This window comes from Streptomyces atratus (assembly GCF_900119365.1).
GTDB classification, from domain to species: domain Bacteria; phylum Actinomycetota; class Actinomycetes; order Streptomycetales; family Streptomycetaceae; genus Streptomyces; species Streptomyces atratus_B.
This window is the reverse complement of record NZ_FPJO01000001.1, coordinates 383,916-402,110: the sequence shown is the minus strand read 5'-3', so window position 1 is coordinate 402,110 and position 18,195 is coordinate 383,916. Positions and strand designations below refer to the sequence as shown.

Below are 18,195 nucleotides of genomic sequence, written 5' to 3'. Positions count from 1 at the left end.
GCAGCCGGCCCCTGAAGGCGGCGCGTACGCCTGAGCGCGACGCGGAACGGCACAACGGCGGCGGACCCCGAATCCGGGTCCGCCGCCGCCGTCGTGTCCGAGAGGCCGGCGCTCAGCCGCGCGGGACGTCACCGCCCGACGCCGCGTCGACCACCGTCCGGTCGCCGAGCGGCGCGTCGAGCGTCACCGTCCGGGTCAGCTCCTTGGCGATCGTGATGCAGACCTTCTTCCCGGGCTGCTTCGCCTCCGTCACCTTCACGGTCACCCGGTCCGGGCTCTCGGTCGCGCTCGCGGTGTACGTACTGCACACCCCGCCCCAGAACGTCACCGACAGGGTCCGCCCGTCGGCGCGGTACGACAGCGGCTGCGGTCCGGACTTCTCCGCGCTGCCCGGGGGAGTCGTGGGGGCCGGTGTGGGGACGGCCGTCGAGGGCGCGTCCTTCGCCAGGTACGAGGGGGCCACGGCGACCTGGGACACCGTGGTGCCCCGGCCGCCGGCGGCCGGCCGCACGGAGAAGAGCCAGGACGGTACGAGCGTCTGCTTGCCCGCCACGTACTGCGCCGCCAGGCCGAACACCGCCTTCTCGACCGTCACCGTCGTCGTCGGCCGCTCCGCCCCGGTCGGCGTCCCGCAGTGGACCTTCGGCGTCTTTTGGCCTTCGTCCAGCGGTACGGGGGTGGCGCATCCGCCGATGTCCGCGCGCGCGTGCGTACCGGGCGCCGAAGCGTTCAGCTGCTTCAGCGCCTCGGCCGCGCTGATCACCGGATAGCTGTCACCCTTCTCCAGGCCCTTCAACTGCCCGCTGCCGCCGACCACTTCACCGTCCGGCCCCACCTGGATCCCGGTCGACCAGCCGTACGTGGGAAGGCCGTCCACCTTCGGGTCGGCGTTCACCACCCGTACCGAACCCATGAGTTGGCGGCTGTCGAGTGCGGCGCCGTCCTGCCCCGCCGCCTTCAGTACCGGTGTCGCGGCGGCCCTGGCCGCGCTCTCGCTCACCGGGGAGCCGCTGCCGCCCGGAGCCGGGTTCTCTCCCGAACAGGACGCCTTCTTCTGGCAGTTGTCCGTACCACCGGAGCCGTACCGGGCGAAGCTCCAGGTGCCCGGAGCCTGCTTGTTCACCCGCAGGACCGGACCCGAGCCGTCCCCGTCGGACCCCACCTTCCAGTATGTGCCCTCGGCCTGCGGCGTGCCCGCCAGGTTCAGCGCCTTCGCCAGCCGGGCCACCTCGGCCGCGGAGACGGTCCCCTCCGCGCGCTGCACGGCGGCTGTGCGCGGCCCCTCGGGCAGCTTGCCGGAGACGCGGTAGACCACCCGGCCGCCGTTCGGGTCGGGCTCGCCCGGCGCGATGCCCCGGGAGGGCGCCTCGGGCGCCGTCGGAGTGCCCGCCTGCCCGTCCAGGGCCAGCGGGGGCGGGGTGCGCTGCCCGCCGCTGTCCGCGCTGCCGCCGGACCTGCCGTCGCCGTCCGCCGCGGTCGCCGCCCAGTACGCGCCGCCGCCACCGGCCAGCAGTACGGCTGTCGCCACCGAGGCCACGGCGAGCGGCGAACGCCGCCGGGGGCCGGTCACGTCGTTGTCGGGTCGCTCGGTGCTCACCGGATCGCTCCTTCGCCTGCATCAGCCGTCACATGCCGTCGCCCGGCCTGTCCGTCCATCCCCGGGAACGGGGACAACGGTGGGACGGGGCAGCGGCGCGCACGGTTCCCGCACGGTTTCCGCGCGGGGCGTCAGGCGCGATGGGTACCGGTCTTCGCCGCCTCTCAGTCGCCGTAGTCGGACATGGCGTCGATCAGCCGGGCGGAGGCGGCGGGCACCGTGACCCCGTGAATCCGGGACGGCGCGACCGGAACGGGGGCAGACTTCGGTTGGGCCGCCCAGTGCGGAGCCATCCGCGCGCAGTCACCGCGCAGCTCGGCCAGGCTCATCTCGGACTCGCGCGTGGCGATGTGGTTCGACATAACCGCACCGTAGGCACCACACGCCTCAGGAAGAAAGCCCTACTATCGGGTAGTTTTCCCCCCTTCAGGGCGGGTCCGGGGAACCGGTAGCGTGAACTGTCACGCCGCCCCGGGAACACAGTCACCCGTTCCCCCCGATCTCCGCAGGAGCAGTCTCCCCGTGCGAATCGCAGTCACCGGCTCCATCGCCACCGATCACCTCATGACCTTCCCCGGCCGTTTCGCCGACCAGCTGGTCGCGGATCAGCTGCACACGGTCTCGCTCTCCTTCCTGGTCGACAACCTCGACGTGCGCCGGGGCGGTGTTGCCGCCAACATCTGCTTCGGCATGGGCCTGCTGGGCACGGAGCCGATCCTGGTCGGCGCCGCCGGTTCCGACTTCGACGAGTACCGCGCCTGGCTCGACCGCCATGGCGTCGACACCGGGTCGGTCCGGATCTCCGAGGTCCTGCACACCGCCCGCTTCGTCTGTACGACGGACGCCGACCACAACCAGATCGGCTCCTTCTACACCGGCGCGATGAGCGAGGCCCGGCTCATCGAGCTGAAGGCCGTCGCCGACCGGGTCGGCGGCCTCGACCTGGTCTCGATCGGCGCCGACGACCCCGAGGGGATGCTTCGCCACACCGAGGAGTGCCGCTCCCGGGGCATCCCGTTCGCCGCGGACTTCTCGCAGCAGATCGCCCGGATGGACGGCGACGAGATCCGGATCCTCCTGGACGGCGCCACGTACCTCTTCTCCAACGAGTACGAGAAGGGGCTCATCGAGTCCAAGACCGGCTGGACCGACGAGGAGATCCTGGCCAAGGTCGGCCACCGGATCACCACCCTCGGCGCCCGCGGCGTGCGCATCGAGCACGCCGGCCAGGAGCCGATCGAGGTCGGCTGCCCGGAGGAGGAGATCAAGGCCGACCCGACCGGCGTCGGCGACGCCTTCCGGGCCGGTTTCCTCTCCGGCCTCGCCTGGGGCGTCGGCCTGGAGCGCGCCGCCCAGGTCGGCTGCATGCTGGCCACCCTGGTCATCGAGACGGTCGGCACCCAGGAGTACACCCTGCGCCGCGCCCACTTCATGGACCGCTTCACCAAGGCGTACGGCCACGACGCCGCCGCCGAGGTCCGCGCCCACCTCGCGTAGTCAGGACAGCCGGCGGACCACATAGGCCGAGCCACGGTCCGCCGGCTCCTCGCCCACGTACTCCTGCTCGCGCATCGCGCACCAGGCCGGGATGTCCAGACGCGCCGCCTCGTCGTCGGAGAGCACGGTCACCGTCCCGCCCACCGGCACCTCCCCGATCACCTTCGCGAGCTCGATCACCGGGATCGGGCAGCGCTTCCCCAGCGCGTCCACCACCAGGGACGCGGCCGGGGCGGCCTCCCGGGGCGCGGATTCGGGCGCGCCCAGCCGCTGCCGCACCTGAGCCACCACCCGGGGCAGCACCTCCAGGAAACGGTCGACGTCCTTCTCGGCTGTGCCGTTCGGCAGCGACACCCGTACGTTCCCCTCCGACAGCACCCCCATGGCCCTGAGCACATGGCTCGGTGCCAGCGTGCTACTGGTGCAGGAGGAGCCGGACGACACGGAGAACCCGGCCCGGTCAAGCTCGTGCAGCAGTGTCTCCCCGTCGACATAGAGACAGGAGAAGGTCACCAGATGCGGCAGCCGCCGCACCGGATCGCCGACCACCTCCACATCGGGCACCAGCTCCGCCACCGTGGCCCTGATGCGGTCCACCAGGGCCCGCAGTCGTACGGACTCCGCCGCGGCCTCGGCCCGTACCGCCCGCAGCGACGCCGCCGCCGCGACGATGGCCGGAATGTTCTCGAACCCCGCCGCCCGCCCCGACTCCCGCTCGTCGGCCGGTCCCTGAACGGCGAACCGCACCCCCTTGCGCACCGCCAGCAGCCCGACGCCCGAGGGCCCGCCCCACTTGTGGGCGCTGCCCGTCAGCAGCGACCAGCCGTCCGGCACCGGCTCCCGGCCCAGCGACTGCGCGGCGTCCACCAGCAGCGGCACCCCCGCCGCCCGGCAGAGATCCGCGACGGCGGCCACCGGCTGCACGGTGCCGACCTCGTGATTGGCGGACTGCAGACAGGCCAGCGCGGTGTCCTCGCGCAGCGCGTCCGCGTACGCCGCCGCGCCCACCGCCCCCGACCGGTCCACCGGGACCTCGGAGACCGATCCGCCCTGTGCCTCATGGGCGGCCGCCGAATGGAGCACCGACGAGTGCTCGACCGCGGAGACGACCAGATGGCGGCCGGCACGCCGCCGTCCCGCGAGCGCCCCGGAAATTCCCGAGTGCACCGCCCGGGTCCCCGAAGGAGTGAATGTGAGCTCGTCCGGCCGGCACCCGACGGCCTCGGCGGCGGCCTCCCGGGCGGCGTCCAGCAGCAGCCGGGCCCGTCGCCCCTCGCGGTAGAGCCTGGCCGGGTCGGCCCAGCCCTCGTCCAGCGCGGCAAGCAGCGCCTGGCGCGCGACGGGGTGCAGGGGGGCAGCGGATGCGGTGTCGAAGTAGGGCACGCGGCCACGCTAGCCCGAGCCGGACCGCGGCCCGGGGACGGGCTGCCCGCGGGGCCAGGAGAAGGAGCGTCAGATGGCGGCCGGAGGCCCGTATTCCACCCCTTCGGGGAGTCGGACGGCGCGTTGGGCACCCTCCCCGCGCGACCCCAAATAGCGTCCAGTAGGGTTTGGTCCGCATAAACATCCAAACCCCTGCCCGCGTCAGGGCGGCGACCGACCAGAAAGACGGCCGCGCCGACCGCGCGGGCGAGACTCTCGGGAAGGCGCTACGTGAGTCCCAACGGCTCCGACCGCTCGTCGCGGCGCCCGATGCGGCGGAAGCTGCCGCAGGTGCTGACTGCGGGCCTGATCCTGGCGACCGCAACCGGTTGCACATACAAGGATTTCCCCCGCCTTGGTATGCCCACGCCGGTAACAGAAGAGGCACCACGGATCCTTTCCCTCTGGCAGGGCTCGTGGGCGGCAGCGCTCGCCACGGGCGTGCTGGTCTGGGGCCTGATCCTGTGGAGCGTCATCTTCCACCGGCGCAGTCGCACCAAGGTCGAGGTTCCTCCGCAGACCAGGTACAACATGCCCATCGAGGCGCTGTACACAGTGGTCCCTCTGATCATCGTCTCGGTGTTGTTCTACTTCACCGCGCGCGATGAATCGAAGCTCCTTTCGCTCTCTCCGAAGCCTGCCCACACCATCAACGTGGTCGGCTATCAGTGGAGCTGGGGCTTCAACTACATCGAGAACGTGGACGGCTCGGCCGCCACGGGCAATGAGATCCCCAAGGAGCTCGACGCCATCCCCAACCGGTTCCAGAAGGACTTCCCCAAGGGTGCGGAAGGCGTCTACGACTTCGGCGTCCCGGGAACGCGGAACCCGCAGAACGGCAACCCGGGTCCGACCCTGTGGCTGCCGAAGGGCGAGAAGGTCCGTTTCGTTCTGACTTCGCGTGACGTCATCCACTCCTTCTGGGTGGTGCCGTTCCTCATGAAGCAGGACGTCTTTCCGGGCCACACCAACGCCTTCGAGGTCACTCCGAACCAGGAGGGCACCTTCATGGGCAAGTGCGCCGAGCTCTGCGGCGTCGACCACTCCCGGATGCTCTTCAACGTCAAGGTCGTCTCCCCGGAGCGCTACCAGGCGCACCTCAAGGAGCTGGCGGAGAAGGGCCAGACGGGCTACGTGCCGGCCGGTATCGAGCAGACTGACCCGGCCAGGAATGCGGAGACGAACAAACTGTGAGCATCCTCAACGAACCTCAGGGTGCCGCGGCAGCAGACGACTCGTACGAGGACGAGCTGCCGGTCCGGCGGAAGCAGCCGGGAAACGTCGTCGTCAAGTGGCTGACCACCACTGACCACAAGACGATCGGCACGATGTACCTGGTCACATCGTTCGCGTTCTTCTGCATCGGCGGTCTGATGGCGCTCTTCATGCGCGCCGAACTGGCCCGTCCCGGCACGCAGATCATGTCGAACGAGCAGTTCAACCAGGCGTTCACGATGCACGGCACGATCATGCTGCTGATGTTCGCGACGCCGCTGTTCGCCGGATTCGCGAACTGGATGATGCCGCTGCAGATCGGCGCGCCCGACGTGGCGTTCCCGCGGCTGAACATGTTCGCGTACTGGCTGTACCTCTTCGGTTCCCTCATCGCGGTGGCCGGCTTCCTCACCCCCCAGGGTGCGGCGGACTTCGGCTGGTTCGCCTACTCCCCGCTCTCGGACGCGGTCCGGTCGCCGGGTATCGGCGCCGACATGTGGATCATGGGTCTGGCCTTCTCCGGCTTCGGTACGATCCTCGGTTCGGTCAACTTCATCACCACGATCATCTGCATGCGCGCTCCCGGCATGACGATGTTCCGCATGCCGATCTTCGTCTGGAACGTCCTGCTGACCGGTGTGCTGGTCCTGCTGGCCTTCCCGGTTCTCGCCGCCGCGCTCTTCGCGCTGGAGGCGGACCGTAAATTCGGTGCGCATATCTTCGACGCGGCCAATGGCGGGGCATTGCTCTGGCAACACCTCTTCTGGTTCTTCGGCCATCCAGAGGTGTACATCATCGCGCTGCCGTTCTTCGGGATCGTCAGTGAGATCATCCCGGTCTTCAGCCGCAAGCCGATGTTCGGCTACATCGGTCTGATCAGCGCGACGATCGCCATCGCAGGCCTCTCCGTGACGGTGTGGGCGCACCACATGTACGCCACCGGCGGTGTGCTGTTGCCGTTCTTCTCGTTCATGACCTTCCTCATCGCGGTACCGACCGGTGTGAAGTTCTTCAACTGGATCGGCACGATGTGGAAGGGATCGTTGTCCTTCGAGACACCGATGCTCTGGGCCGTCGGCTTCCTGGTCACCTTCACCTTCGGTGGTCTGACCGGCGTGATCCTGGCGTCGCCCCCGCTGGACTTCCACGTCACGGACTCGTACTTCGTCGTCGCGCACTTCCACTACGTCATCTTCGGCACCGTGGTCTTCGCGATGTTCGCCGGATTCCACTTCTGGTGGCCGAAGTTCACCGGCAAGATGCTGGACGAGCGGCTCGGCAAGATCACCTTCTGGACACTGTTCGTGGGCTTCCACGGCACGTTCCTGGTGCAGCACTGGCTCGGTGCCGAAGGCATGCCCCGCCGTTACGCGGACTACCTCGCCGCAGACGGCTTCACCGCGCTGAACACGGTCTCGACGATCTCCTCGTTCCTGCTCGGCCTGTCGATGCTGCCGTTCTTCTACAACGTGTGGAAGACCGCCAAGTACGGCAAGAAGATCGAGGTCGACGACCCCTGGGGCTACGGCCGCTCGCTGGAGTGGGCGACCTCCTGCCCGCCTCCGCGGCACAACTTCCTCACCCTGCCGCGGATCCGTTCCGAATCCCCGGCGTTCGACCTGCATCACCCGGAGATCTCGGCGCTCGAGCAGCTGGAGCACCACTCCGAGGATGACAAGGCCCTCGCTGGTGGCAAGGAGGCCGGCAAGTGAAGATCCAGGGCAAGATGTTCCTCTGGCTGAGCGTCTTCATGCTGGCCATGGCCATCACGTACGGCGTGTGGTCGAAGGAGCCGGTCGGTACCACCGCACTCTTCCTGGCCTTCGGGCTGAGCGTCATGATCGGCTTCTACCTGGCCTTCACGGCCCAGCGGGTCGACGCCATGGCGCAGGACAACAAGGAAGCCGATGTCGCGGACGAGGCCGGCGAGGTGGGGTTCTTCTCCCCGCACAGCTGGCAGCCGCTCTCGCTGGCGGTCGGCGGTGCCCTCGCCTTCATGGGGGTCATCTTCGGCTGGTGGCTGCTCTACTTCTCGGCCCCGATCATCCTGATCGGTCTGTTCGGCTGGGTCTTCGAGTACTACCGCGGTGAGAACCGCACCCAGTGACATAGCGTTCCGCTCCACCTGACGGGGGGCCCGCACTTCTCCACCGAGAGGAGCGCGGGTCCCCCGTTCGCAGTCATCCCGCGCGCTGAAACGGATGAATCTTCATAGCGTGGGTGCATGAACCACACGCCGCGCATCCGCCCCGTAGTGAGCTGCACTCTGCTGGTCGTGAGCCTGGTCGCAGGTGTGACCGCCTGCGGCGGGTCCGACGGCCATCCGCTGGCGGAGAAGCCGTACGACGCTGTGGACGCGATCTCCACCAACGCGTCCGACGGCGACGAGAAGGTCGACCCCGGCAAGCCGCTGGAGGTCACCGTCGTCGACGACGACGGCCGGATCACGGACGTGTCGGCCGTCGACACGACGGGCCGCCACCTGGCGGGTGAACTCGACGTCGACGGAAAGCGGTGGCACTCCACCGTCCCGCTCGCCGCCGGCACCCGGTACACCGTCCGGGTCAGCGTGGAGGACGACGACGGCGCCCCGGGCAGCCGTACGCTCTCCTTCGGGACCACCTCCGCCAAGAAGTTCCTCAAGGTCGCCTTCGGCCCTCAGGCGGGCACCTACGGCGTCGGACAGCCCATCACGGCGGAACTCAGCGCTCCGGTCAAGGACAAGGCGTCCAGGGCCAACGTCGAGCGCGCCCTGCGGGTCCGCTCGACCCCCGCCGTGTCCGGCTCCTGGTACTGGGTCGACGACAAGACCCTGCACTACCGCCCCAAGGACTACTGGCCCGCCAGGGCCACCATCGACGTCACCAGCGGCCTGGCCGGGGTGAAGGTCACCGACGCCCTCTACGGCGCCCCCACGAAGCCGCTGAGGCTCACCACGGGGGACCGCATCGAGGCCATCACGGACGCCGCAGCGCACTCGATGACGGTCAAGCGGAACGGAAAAGTGATCAATACCATTCCGGTCACCACCGGCAAGCCCGGCTTCTCCACCCGAAACGGCGTCAAGGTCGTGCTGGGCAAGGAGTACTACGTACGTATGCGCGGGGAGACGATCGGCATCGCGGAGGGCTCCTCCGACTCGTACGACCTGCCGGTCTACTACGCGACGCGCGTCACCTGGAGCGGCGAGTACGTGCACGCCGCCCCCTGGTCCACCGGCTCGCAGGGGTACGCGAACGTCAGTCACGGCTGTACGGGCATGAGCACCAGCCTGGCCGAGTGGTTCTACAACATCGTGCGGCCGGGCGACATCGTCACGGTCGTGGGCAGCGAGGGCGAGACGATGACGCCGTTCGACAACGGCTACGGGGACTGGAACCTGTCCTGGGCCAAATGGCTGAAGGGCAGCGCCCTGCAGAAGAACACCACGCCGGACCGTACGGACACGATCCAGGCGGCGCGACTGCGCCCCGAGGTCTGACCGGACCGGGGAGTGCGCTGCCCCTCAGCGGGACCGCGGACGAGGCCGCGGCGGGACTCAGGCGTTCACGCAGTCCCTGGTGCGCAGCAGGGCGGCCAGGGCGTCCGCGAACTCGACCGGTTCGACCGGCAGGGTCACCGCGGCGTCCGCGCGGCTCCAGGTGGCCAGCCAGGCGTCCTGCGGGCGCCCGATCAGCAGCAGCACCGGCGGGCAGCGGAAGATCTCGTCCTTGATCTGCCGGCAGACGCCCATGCCGCCCGCGGGCGCCGTCTCGCCGTCCAGCACGCAGACGTCGACGCCGCCGCGGTCCAGCGCCTCCAGGACGGCGGGCAGGGTGGCGCATTCCAGGAACTGCACCGGTGGCACATCGGCCGCAGGCCTGTGCCCGGCTGCCAGCCTCACCTGCTCACGGGTGTTGGCGTCGTCGCTGTAGACCAGGACCGTGGCGGTCGGCTGCATTGTTCCTCCGTGACATCTGTGTCTTCGGGGCTTTCCGGGCATGAACCGATGCGCGGATCGTACTCCGCCCGACGGTCAGTCAGCACTGCTCGGGACAGCGGTTCCATGGGCCGTTCGGGGAGGACACACCCGGCTGACACACCGAACGGCACCCCCCGGGGTGAGGGCGGGATAAGCGACCGACATAATGTCGGTCGTGGCGACAGCAACGACAGTAGAAACCGGGCACGCGCACCCGTCGGTCAATCGACCGAACCTCACCAGCGTCGGAACCATCATCTGGTTGAGTTCCGAGCTGATGTTCTTCGCGGCCCTCTTCGCGATGTACTTCACCCTGCGATCGGTGACGGGACCGGATCATTGGAAGGAGATGGCCGAGCACCTGAACTTCCCGTTCTCGGCGACGAACACCACGATCCTGGTGCTCTCCTCACTCACCTGCCAGCTCGGCGTCTTCGCCGCGGAGCGAGGTGATGTGAAGAAGCTCCGCACCTGGTTCATTATCACTTTCGTGATGGGCTCGATCTTCATCGGAGGCCAGGTCCTCGAGTACACCGAACTGGTCAAGGAAGCGGGTCTCTCGCTGTCCTCCGACCCGTACGGCTCGGTGTTCTACCTGACCACCGGCTTCCACGGTCTGCACGTGACAGGCGGTCTCATCGCCTTCCTGCTCGTTCTGGGCAGGACGTACGCAGCCAAGAGGTTCACCCACGAACAGGCGACCGCCGCCATCGTCGTGTCCTATTACTGGCACTTCGTCGATGTCGTGTGGATCGGCCTCTTCGCCACGATCTACATGATCAAGTAACCGGGTTCGAACCCGAACCACATCCAGCATCGACGCAGAAGATCCTGACACCGGGGTAATCCGTGAAAAAGCTCTCCGCACGACGACGCCATCCGTTGGCGGCGGTCGTCGTACTACTCCTCGCGCTGGCGGCCACTGGGGGGCTGTACGCCGCGTTTGCGCCCGCGAGTAAGGCGCAGGCCGACGAAACCGCCCAGTCCCTCGCCATCGATGAGGGCAAGAAGCTGTACTCCGTCGGTTGCGCCAGCTGCCACGGAACCGGCGGTCAGGGCACCACCGACGGGCCGAGCCTGGTCGGCGTGGGCTCCGCCGCCGTTGACTTCCAGGTCGGTACGGGCCGTATGCCGGCGCAGCAGCCGGGCGCCCAGGTGCCGAAGAAGAAGGTCATCTACAGCCAGGCGCAGATCGACCAGCTCGCGGCGTACGTCGCGTCGCTCGGCGCCGGCCCGATCACTCCGAACAAGAGCCAGGTCAGCCCTGATGGTGCGGACATCGCCAAGGGTGGCGACCTGTTCCGTAGCAACTGCGCGCAGTGCCACAACTTCACCGGCGAGGGCGGTGCGCTGTCGAACGGCAAGTACGCGCCCAGCCTTGAAGGCGTGGACCCGAAGCACATCTACGAGGCCATGCAGACCGGCCCGCAGAGCATGCCGTCCTTCCCGGACACGACGATGCCCGAGCAGCAGAAGCGGGACATCATCGCGTACATCCAGACCGTGAACAGCGGTCAGTCGGAGAACCCGGGTGGTCTGAAGCTGGGTGGCCTGGGGCCGGTCAGCGAGGGGCTGTTCGCCTGGGTCTTCGGGCTCGGCGCACTGATCGCAGTTGCCATTTGGGTCGCGGCCCACACCGCTAAGGCCAAGAAGTCATGAGTAGCCAAGAGATTCCAGACGAGAAACTGCCTGCTGAGCAGGCACCCGCGCACGGCGCGGTAGAGGTCGCGGACGACCCGTTCGCCGACCCGGGGCTGCCGGCCCACAAGCCGCGCATCCAGGACATCGACGAACGGGCTGCGAAGCGCTCCGAGCGCACCGTCGCGCTCATGTTCACGCTGTCCATGCTGGCGACGGTCGGCTTCATCGCCTCGTACGTCATCTTCCCGGTCGACAAGATCGTGTACATCTGGCCCTTCGGCCACGTGAGCGCGCTCAACTTCTCCCTGGGTCTGACCCTGGGCGTGGCCCTCTTCACGATCGGCGCCGGCGCCGTCCACTGGGCGCGCACGCTGATGTCCGACGTGGAGGTCGCCGACGACCGGCACGCCATCGAGGCCGAGCCCGAGGTCAAGGCGAAGGTCCTGGCGGACTTCGCGGCGGGTGCCGAGGAGTCCGCGTTCGGACGGCGCAAGCTGATCCGCAACACCATGTTCGGCGCGCTGGCCCTGGTGCCGCTCTCCGGTGTGATGCTGCTGCGCGACCTCGGTCCGCTGCCGGAGAAGAAGCTCCGCAACACCCTGTGGGCCAAGGGCAAGCAGCTCATCAACATGAACACGATGGAGCCGCTGCGTCCCGAGGACGTCGCCGTCGGTTCGCTCACCTTCGCCATGCCCGAGGGCCTGGAGGAGGACGCGCACGACTTCCAGAACCAGATCGCCAAGGCCGCGCTGATGATCATCCGCATCGAGCCGGACAACATCAAGGACAAGCGCGAGCGCGAGTGGGCCCACGAGGGAATCGTGGCCTTCTCCAAGATCTGCACCCACGTCGGCTGCCCGATCAGCCTGTACGAGCAGCAGACGCACCATGTGCTCTGCCCGTGCCACCAGTCCACCTTCGACCTCTCCGACGGCGCCCGTGTCATCTTCGGTCCGGCCGGTCACGCCCTTCCGCAGCTGCGGATCGGTGTGAACGCCGAGGGTAACCTCGAAGCGCTCGGTGACTTCGAAGAGCCCGTCGGTCCTGCCTTCTGGGAGCGCGGATGAGTACTGCGACCGACACACAGCGCAAGGCGCCCGCCGGTGAGCGGGTGGCCGACTGGGCGGACGGCCGGCTCGGGATCTACTCCCTGGCCAAGGCCAACATGCGCAAGATCTTCCCGGACCACTGGTCCTTCATGCTCGGGGAGATCGCGCTCTACAGCTTCATCATCATCATCCTCACGGGTGTGTATCTGACGCTGTTCTTCGAGCCGAGCATGAGCGAGGTCGTGTACCACGGCTCGTACGAGCCGATGCAGGGCATCCGGATGTCCGCGGCCTACGCCTCGACGCTGGACATCAGCTTCGACGTCCGCGGTGGTCTGCTGGTTCGCCAGATCCACCACTGGGCCGCGCTGATCTTCCTGGCCGGCATGTTCGTGCACATGATGCGCGTCTTCTTCACGGGGGCGTTCCGCAAGCCGCGTGAGATCAACTGGCTGTTCGGCTTCCTGCTGTTCGTGCTGGGTATGTTCACCGGCTTCACCGGCTACTCGCTCCCGGACGACCTGCTGTCCGGTACGGGTGTCCGCTTCACCCAGGGCGCGATCCTGTCGATGCCGATCGTCGGCACGTACATCTCGATGTTCCTGTTCGGCGGAGAGTTCCCCGGTCACGACTTCGTCGGCCGGTTCTACTCGATCCACATCCTGCTGCTGCCGGGCATCATGCTCGGTCTGCTGGTGGCGCACCTGATCCTGGTCTTCTACCACAAGCACACGCAGTTCGCGGGACCCGGCCGCACCAACAAGAACGTCGTCGGCATGCCGCTGATGCCGGTGTACATGGCGAAGGCCGGTGGCTTCTTCTTCCTGGTCTTCGGCATCATCGCCATCATCGCGGCCATCGCCACGATCAACCCGATCTGGAACATCGGCCCGTACCGTCCGGACCAGGTGTCCACCGGCGCCCAGCCCGACTGGTACATGGGCTTTGCCGAGGGTCTGATCCGAGTGATGCCCGGCTGGGAGATCAACCTCTGGGGCCACACGCTCGTCCTGGGTGTGTTCATCCCGCTGATGGCCTTCGGACTGGTGCTCGGGATCATCGCCGTCTACCCGTTCGTCGAGTCCTGGATCACTGGGGACAAGCGCGAGCACCACATCCTGGACCGCCCGCGCAACGCCCCGACCCGGACGGCCTTCGGCGTCGCCTGGATCACCGAGTACGTCGTCGTCTTCATCGGCGGTGCCAACGACCTGTGGGCCACGCACTTCCACCTGTCGCTGAACGCCATCTCCTGGTTCGTCCGGATCTTCATCTTCGTCGGCCCGGTCATCGCGTTCGTCGTCACCCGGCGGATCTGCCTCGGCCTCCAGCGCCGCGACAAGGAGAAGGTGCTGCACGGGCGCGAGTCCGGCATCATCAAGCGCCTGCCGCACGGTGAGTTCGTCGAGATCCACGAGCCGCTCGGCCCCGAGCAGCTGCACACGCTCACCGCGCACGAGCAGTACAAGCCGGTCGAGATCGGCCCGACGGTCGACGAGAACGGTGTCGAGCGCAAGGTGTCGGCCCTGCAGAAGCTGCGGGCCCGGCTCAGCAAGGGCTACTTCGGCGAGAACAACCAGATCGCCAAGCCCACCGCCGAGGAGTACAAGGAGATCACCAGCGGCCACGGTCACCACTGATCGCCTGAACTGATCGCCACAGCAGGAGCCCCGTCCATTCGATGGACGGGGCTCTTCGCTGTCCACGGTGCTCGATAGGGTGGAGGCGATCCCTTTTACCGGCTGTGGACCCAGGAGCGGACCATGAACGTTGTGACCCCGATCGGCGGCGACAGCGTGGCGGACCGTACCTGGCCCGGCGTGCTGAATCCCCTGCTGCGCGGCGAGAACCTCACCGCCGACGACACCGCGTGGGCGATGGACCGCATCATGAGCGGCGAGGCGACCGATGTGCAGATCGCCGGATTCGCGGTGGCCCTGCGGGCCAAGGGCGAGACGATCGACGAGGTGTCCGGCCTGGTACGGGCGATGTACGAGCACGCCAACACCATCCACGTACCCGGCCGCACGGTAGACATCGTCGGCACCGGCGGCGACCTCGCCAAGACCGTCAACATCTCCACCATGTCGGCGATCGTCATCGCCGGCACCGGCGCCAAGGTCGTCAAGCACGGCAACCGCGCCTCCTCGTCGGCGAGCGGCTCCTCCGATGTGCTGGAAAAACTCGGCGTCAACCTGGACCTCTCCGCGCAGCGGGTCGTCGAGGTCGCCGAGGAGGCGGGCATCACCTTCTGCTTCGCGGTGAAATTCCACCCCGCCCTGCGGTACGTCGCCAGGGCCCGCAAGGAGCTCGGCGCGCCGACCACGTTCAACATCCTCGGGCCGCTCACCAACCCGGCCGGGGTGCGCTCCCAGGCCGTCGGTGTGGCCGACCTGAAGATGGCGCCCATCGTCGCCGGTGTCCTCGCCGGGCGCGGCAATTCGGCGCTGGTCTTCCGCGGCGACGACGGTCTGGACGAGCTGACGACGACCGCGACCTCGCGGGTCTGGGTGGTCCGGGACGGAGCGGTGCGCGAGGAGGCGTTCGACCCGCGCGACGTCGGTCTTGAGCTGGTGCCCGTGCAGGCCCTGCGTGGTGCGGACGCCTCGTACAACGCCGATGTGGCCCGCCGGGTGCTGGCCGGCGAGCGGGGGCCGGTGCGTGACGCCGTGCTGCTCAACTCGGCGGCGGCGCTGGTGGCGCTGGACGCGGCGGACGGCACGCTGAACGAGCAGCTCGCGGCCGGGATGGCGAAGGCCGCCGAGTCCATCGACTCCGGGGCGGCGACGCGCGCGCTGGAGCGCTGGGTGGCGGCCAGCAACGCCTGAGACAGGCGCAGATGTGGCGCAGGGCGCAGTCCGGATCCTGGACTGTGCCTTGCGCGTTTTCGTACGTATGGCAAGATGCTGGGCAGGTCATGAGTGACAGCGACTACGGCCCCGGCCCGCTGTCCGGCAACCCTCCGTCCGTGGCGGGGTGCCCCGGGTGAAGACCAGGCCGTGGGCAGCGAGGTCTGCGGCAAGCGCGGGCCCCTCGGCATCTGTGAATGCCAACCCCCGGGGTCCTGGTCCCTAGGGAGTCTCTTGTGAGCACGCGAATGCGATAGGGCCGTCGGCCCTCCTCCGCACCCCCCCTCTTTTCTCTTCTGCTGCGCTGCCGCGTATTCGCCGGCGCATGCAATTCGCCTGCCTCTTACGGGAGTTCGCCATGTCTGTCTTCACCGCTGCCGCCGACCAGTCGCTTTGTGCCCCTCTGTCGGTTCTGGGCAAGGATGTGACGGTTCCGCTGGTCACCGGTGGTGAGGTCACCTACGCCGCTCTCGACTACGCCGCCAGCGCCCCCGCCCTCCAGCGCGTCTGGGACGATGTCGCCGCGTACGCGCCGTACTACGGCAGCGTCCACCGCGGGGCCGGCTACCTCTCGCAGCTTTCCACGGACCTCTTCGAGAACAGCCGCGCGACCGTCGCGGAGTTCCTCGGCTGCCGCGCCGACGACCAGGTGATCTTCACCCGCTCGACCACCGACTCGCTGAACCTGCTGGCCGCGGTCGTCCCGGCCGACTGCCAGGTCTTCGTGTACGAGACCGAGCACCACGCCTCGCTGCTGCCGTGGCGCGACGCCCGGGTGACCTACCTGAACGCCCCGCGCACCCCCGCCCAGGCCGTCGAGACGCTGGAGCGCGCGCTCGCCGACCGAGAGCCCTACGGCTCCGCGCTGGTCTGCGTCACCGGCGCCTCCAATGTCACCGGCGAGCTGTGGCCGGTGAAGGAGCTGGCCGCCGCGGCGCACGCGCACGGTGCCCGGATCGTGCTGGACGCCGCGCAGCTCGCCCCGCACCACCCCGTCGACATCGCCGAGCTGGACGTCGACTGGGTCGCCTTCTCCGGACACAAGCTGTACGCGCCCTTCGGCTCGGGTGTCCTGGCCGGCCGGGCCGACTGGCTCCAGGAGGCCGACCCCTACCTCGCGGGCGGCGGCGCCTCGCGCAAGGTGGCCCGCCGCACCGACGGCGGCGTGGACGTCGAGTGGCACTCCACCGCCGCCCGCCACGAGGCCGGTTCCCCCAATGTCATCGGCGTCTACTCCATCGCCTCCGCCTGCAAGGCGCTCACCGAGGCGGGCTTCGACGGCCTGGTCGCCCGGGAGCAGCATCTCGTGAGCACGGTCCGGGCCGGCCTCGCCGGCATCCCCGAGGTCAAGGTGCTCTCGCTGTTCGGCGACGACGCCCCGCGGGTCGGCGTCATCTCCTTCGTGGTGGAGGGCTGGAACAGCTCGCACTTCGCCGCCGCGCTCTCCGCCGAGTACGGCATCGGGGTCCGCGACGGTCTGTTCTGCGCCCACCCGCTGGTCCGCACCCTGCTGGGCAGCGACCCGCAGGAGGTCGGCGAGTGCGGCGCGCCGGAGGCCGAACCGGGAGAGCTCTCACTCAACGCGATCCGGGTGAGCTTCGGCGCCGGTACGCCGGACGAGCACATCGAGCGTTTCGTCCGCGCGGTCAAGGAGCTGGTGAGCAAGGGCGCCCAGTGGAAGTACCGCACCGAGGACGGCCGCTGCGTCCCGGACCGGGGCGCGGCGCAGCTCTGACAGGCACACAGCACTTCGGCGGGGGACGGGCAGCCCAGCCCGTCCCCCGCCGAAGTGTCACGCCGTGAAGACGTGCCTACGCGTCGAGGCCGATGGCGAAGGCGGCCTCCAGGTCGTGCTGCGAGTAGGTACGGAACGCCACATGCGTGTCGGTGGCCTCGACGCCGGGGATCTTGCTGATCCGGCCGGGGATGACGTCGGCCAGATCGTCGTGCCTGGCCACCCGGACCATGGCGATCAGGTCGTACGTACCGGTGACCGAGAAGACCTCGCTGACGCTGTCCAGCGCCGCGATGGCCTCGGCGATCTCGGGAATACGGTCCACGCTGGTTTTGATGAGCACGATCGCGGTGATCACGGCTGGCTTTCTCCCTCGGTGGCCGTGGCTGGTGTCTTCACTCTATCCGTACGCCGGAAACGCCCCCAGGCGTAGACGAAGCCCAGGGCGAAGCCCACCACATGGGCCAGATAGGCCACCCCCGGCCCCCCGTCGCCCGCGCCCTGGACCGCCAGCCACTGCAGGACGAACCAGAAGACCAGCACGATCCAGGCGGGGAAGCGCAGCGGCAGGAAGAAGAGGAACGGGAACAGGCTGGTGACCCGGGCCCTGGGGAACAGGTACAGGAACGCCCCGAGCACCGCCGAGATCGCCCCCGACGCGCCCACCAGCGTCTGGTCGGAGGTGGCGTGGGCGGCCGCGTAGGCGACCAGGGCGAGATAGCCGCAGATGACGTAGAAGAAGGTGAACCCGAGCCGGCCCATGCGCTCCTCGGTCATCGCCCCGAAGACGTACAGGAAGAGCACGTTGCCGAGCAGGTGCAGCCAGCTGCCGTGGACGAAGAGGGCGGTGAGCGGGGTGAGCAGGGCGTGTGCGGAGCCGTCCCACAGCTCACCGGGGATCACGCCCCAGCGTTCGAAGTACCCGGCCTGGGCGGCGAGCAGGGCATCGGCGGTCCCGGGCACCGGGGCGAGGCCGGAGAGCGGGCTGATCACGAAGACCAGGACGCAGACCGTGATCAGGGCATGGGTCACCAGCGGTCCGCCCGAGGCGACCGTCCGTAGCAGCCCGCCGGTCAGCCTGCCGGTCACAGCTCGCCGATCGATCATGAACAGAGCATGACGCAAGCGGAGGGAACGGGACAGACCGCCTCGCCGTGTCGGGGGGACATGGCAAGGCCGTAGGGTTACGGCAGGACATCCGCAGTTCGACGGCGCACCGCGAGATCCTT

17 protein-coding genes and 1 riboswitch are annotated in these 18,195 nt (G+C 68.7%); of the genes, 11 read left to right on the top strand and 6 right to left on the bottom strand.

Features of this window, described 5'->3' with window-relative positions:
* Positions 1–112: 112 nt before the first annotated feature.
* Entirely contained in the window at positions 113–1,597 is a 1,485-nt protein-coding gene (locus BT364_RS01880; protein WP_072483279.1) for a hypothetical protein, read from the bottom strand.
* 164 nt (positions 1,598–1,761) lie between these two features.
* On the bottom strand, positions 1,762–1,959 hold the full coding sequence (locus BT364_RS01875) for a hypothetical protein (protein ID WP_072483278.1): 198 nt from the start codon (positions 1,957–1,959) through the stop codon (positions 1,762–1,764).
* Between the two features lie 160 nt (positions 1,960–2,119).
* Between BT364_RS01875 and BT364_RS01870 the strand changes: the two genes are divergently transcribed.
* Complete coding sequence (locus BT364_RS01870) at positions 2,120–3,094, top strand: carbohydrate kinase family protein (RefSeq protein ID WP_072483277.1); 975 nt, start codon at positions 2,120–2,122, stop codon at positions 3,092–3,094.
* Here the strand turns inward: BT364_RS01870 and BT364_RS01865 are convergent, their stop codons facing one another.
* Positions 3,095–4,477, bottom strand: coding sequence for a cysteine desulfurase/sulfurtransferase TusA family protein (locus tag BT364_RS01865; RefSeq protein ID WP_072483276.1), 1,383 nt, complete (start codon positions 4,475–4,477; stop codon positions 3,095–3,097).
* A gap of 270 nt (positions 4,478–4,747) precedes the next feature.
* Between BT364_RS01865 and ctaC the strand changes: the two genes are divergently transcribed.
* The 4 genes from ctaC to BT364_RS01845 all read left to right on the top strand — a co-directional run bounded on the left by ctaC (position 4,748) and on the right by BT364_RS01845 (position 9,212).
* Entirely contained in the window at positions 4,748–5,710 is a 963-nt protein-coding gene (gene ctaC, locus BT364_RS01860) for an aa3-type cytochrome oxidase subunit II (RefSeq protein ID WP_072483275.1), read from the top strand.
* Positions 5,707–7,443, top strand: coding sequence for an aa3-type cytochrome oxidase subunit I (gene ctaD, locus BT364_RS01855; protein ID WP_072483274.1), 1,737 nt, complete (start codon positions 5,707–5,709; stop codon positions 7,441–7,443). The genes ctaC and ctaD overlap by 4 nt, the downstream gene beginning before the upstream one ends.
* A complete protein-coding gene (locus BT364_RS01850; RefSeq protein WP_072483273.1) occupies positions 7,440–7,838 on the top strand; it encodes a cytochrome c oxidase subunit 4 in 399 nt (132 codons plus the stop codon). Before ctaD ends, BT364_RS01850 begins: the two co-directional genes overlap by 4 nt.
* A gap of 117 nt (positions 7,839–7,955) precedes the next feature.
* Complete coding sequence (locus BT364_RS01845) at positions 7,956–9,212, top strand: L,D-transpeptidase (RefSeq protein ID WP_072483272.1); 1,257 nt, start codon at positions 7,956–7,958, stop codon at positions 9,210–9,212.
* A 57-nt stretch (positions 9,213–9,269) separates the two neighbouring features.
* Here the strand turns inward: BT364_RS01845 and BT364_RS01840 are convergent, their stop codons facing one another.
* A complete protein-coding gene (locus BT364_RS01840; protein WP_072483271.1) occupies positions 9,270–9,671 on the bottom strand; it encodes a response regulator transcription factor in 402 nt (133 codons plus the stop codon).
* Between the two features lie 187 nt (positions 9,672–9,858).
* Between BT364_RS01840 and ctaE the strand changes: the two genes are divergently transcribed.
* The 6 genes from ctaE (at position 9,859) to BT364_RS01810 (ending at position 16,966) form a co-directional block, all read left to right on the top strand.
* Positions 9,859–10,479, top strand: coding sequence for an aa3-type cytochrome oxidase subunit III (gene ctaE / locus BT364_RS01835; RefSeq protein ID WP_072483270.1), 621 nt, complete (start codon positions 9,859–9,861; stop codon positions 10,477–10,479).
* Positions 10,480–10,541: 62 nt separating this feature from the next.
* Positions 10,542–11,351 (top strand): cytochrome bc1 complex diheme cytochrome c subunit, encoded by an 810-nt coding sequence (gene qcrC, locus BT364_RS01830; RefSeq protein ID WP_072483269.1) that lies wholly within the window; start codon positions 10,542–10,544, stop codon positions 11,349–11,351.
* Positions 11,348–12,400 carry a cytochrome bc1 complex Rieske iron-sulfur subunit gene (gene qcrA, locus BT364_RS01825; RefSeq protein ID WP_072483268.1) on the top strand — a complete coding sequence of 351 codons (1,053 nt, stop codon included), beginning with the start codon at positions 11,348–11,350 and terminating at the stop codon, positions 12,398–12,400. Before qcrC ends, qcrA begins: the two co-directional genes overlap by 4 nt.
* Positions 12,397–14,022 (top strand): cytochrome bc1 complex cytochrome b subunit, encoded by a 1,626-nt coding sequence (gene qcrB, locus BT364_RS01820; protein WP_072483267.1) that lies wholly within the window; start codon positions 12,397–12,399, stop codon positions 14,020–14,022. The genes qcrA and qcrB overlap by 4 nt, the downstream gene beginning before the upstream one ends.
* 123 nt (positions 14,023–14,145) lie before the next feature.
* Entirely contained in the window at positions 14,146–15,210 is a 1,065-nt protein-coding gene (gene trpD / locus BT364_RS01815) for an anthranilate phosphoribosyltransferase (protein WP_072483266.1), read from the top strand.
* 85 nt (positions 15,211–15,295) lie between these two features.
* Positions 15,296–15,413, top strand: a riboswitch (SAM riboswitch).
* A 176-nt stretch (positions 15,414–15,589) separates the two neighbouring features.
* Positions 15,590–16,966: an aminotransferase class V-fold PLP-dependent enzyme gene (locus BT364_RS01810; protein ID WP_072483265.1), complete on the top strand. Its 1,377-nt coding sequence runs from the start codon at positions 15,590–15,592 to the stop codon at positions 16,964–16,966.
* Positions 16,967–17,042: 76 nt separating this feature from the next.
* On the opposite strand, the gene BT364_RS01805 is transcribed toward BT364_RS01810, so the two are convergent.
* Both BT364_RS01805 and BT364_RS01800 read right to left on the bottom strand, forming a co-directional pair.
* Positions 17,043–17,324 (bottom strand): Lrp/AsnC family transcriptional regulator, encoded by a 282-nt coding sequence (locus BT364_RS01805; protein WP_072483264.1) that lies wholly within the window; start codon positions 17,322–17,324, stop codon positions 17,043–17,045.
* Positions 17,321–18,073 carry a rhomboid family intramembrane serine protease gene (locus tag BT364_RS01800; protein WP_072483676.1) on the bottom strand — a complete coding sequence of 251 codons (753 nt, stop codon included), beginning with the start codon at positions 18,071–18,073 and terminating at the stop codon, positions 17,321–17,323. Before BT364_RS01800 ends, BT364_RS01805 begins: the two co-directional genes overlap by 4 nt.
* Positions 18,074–18,195: the final 122 nt, after the last annotated feature.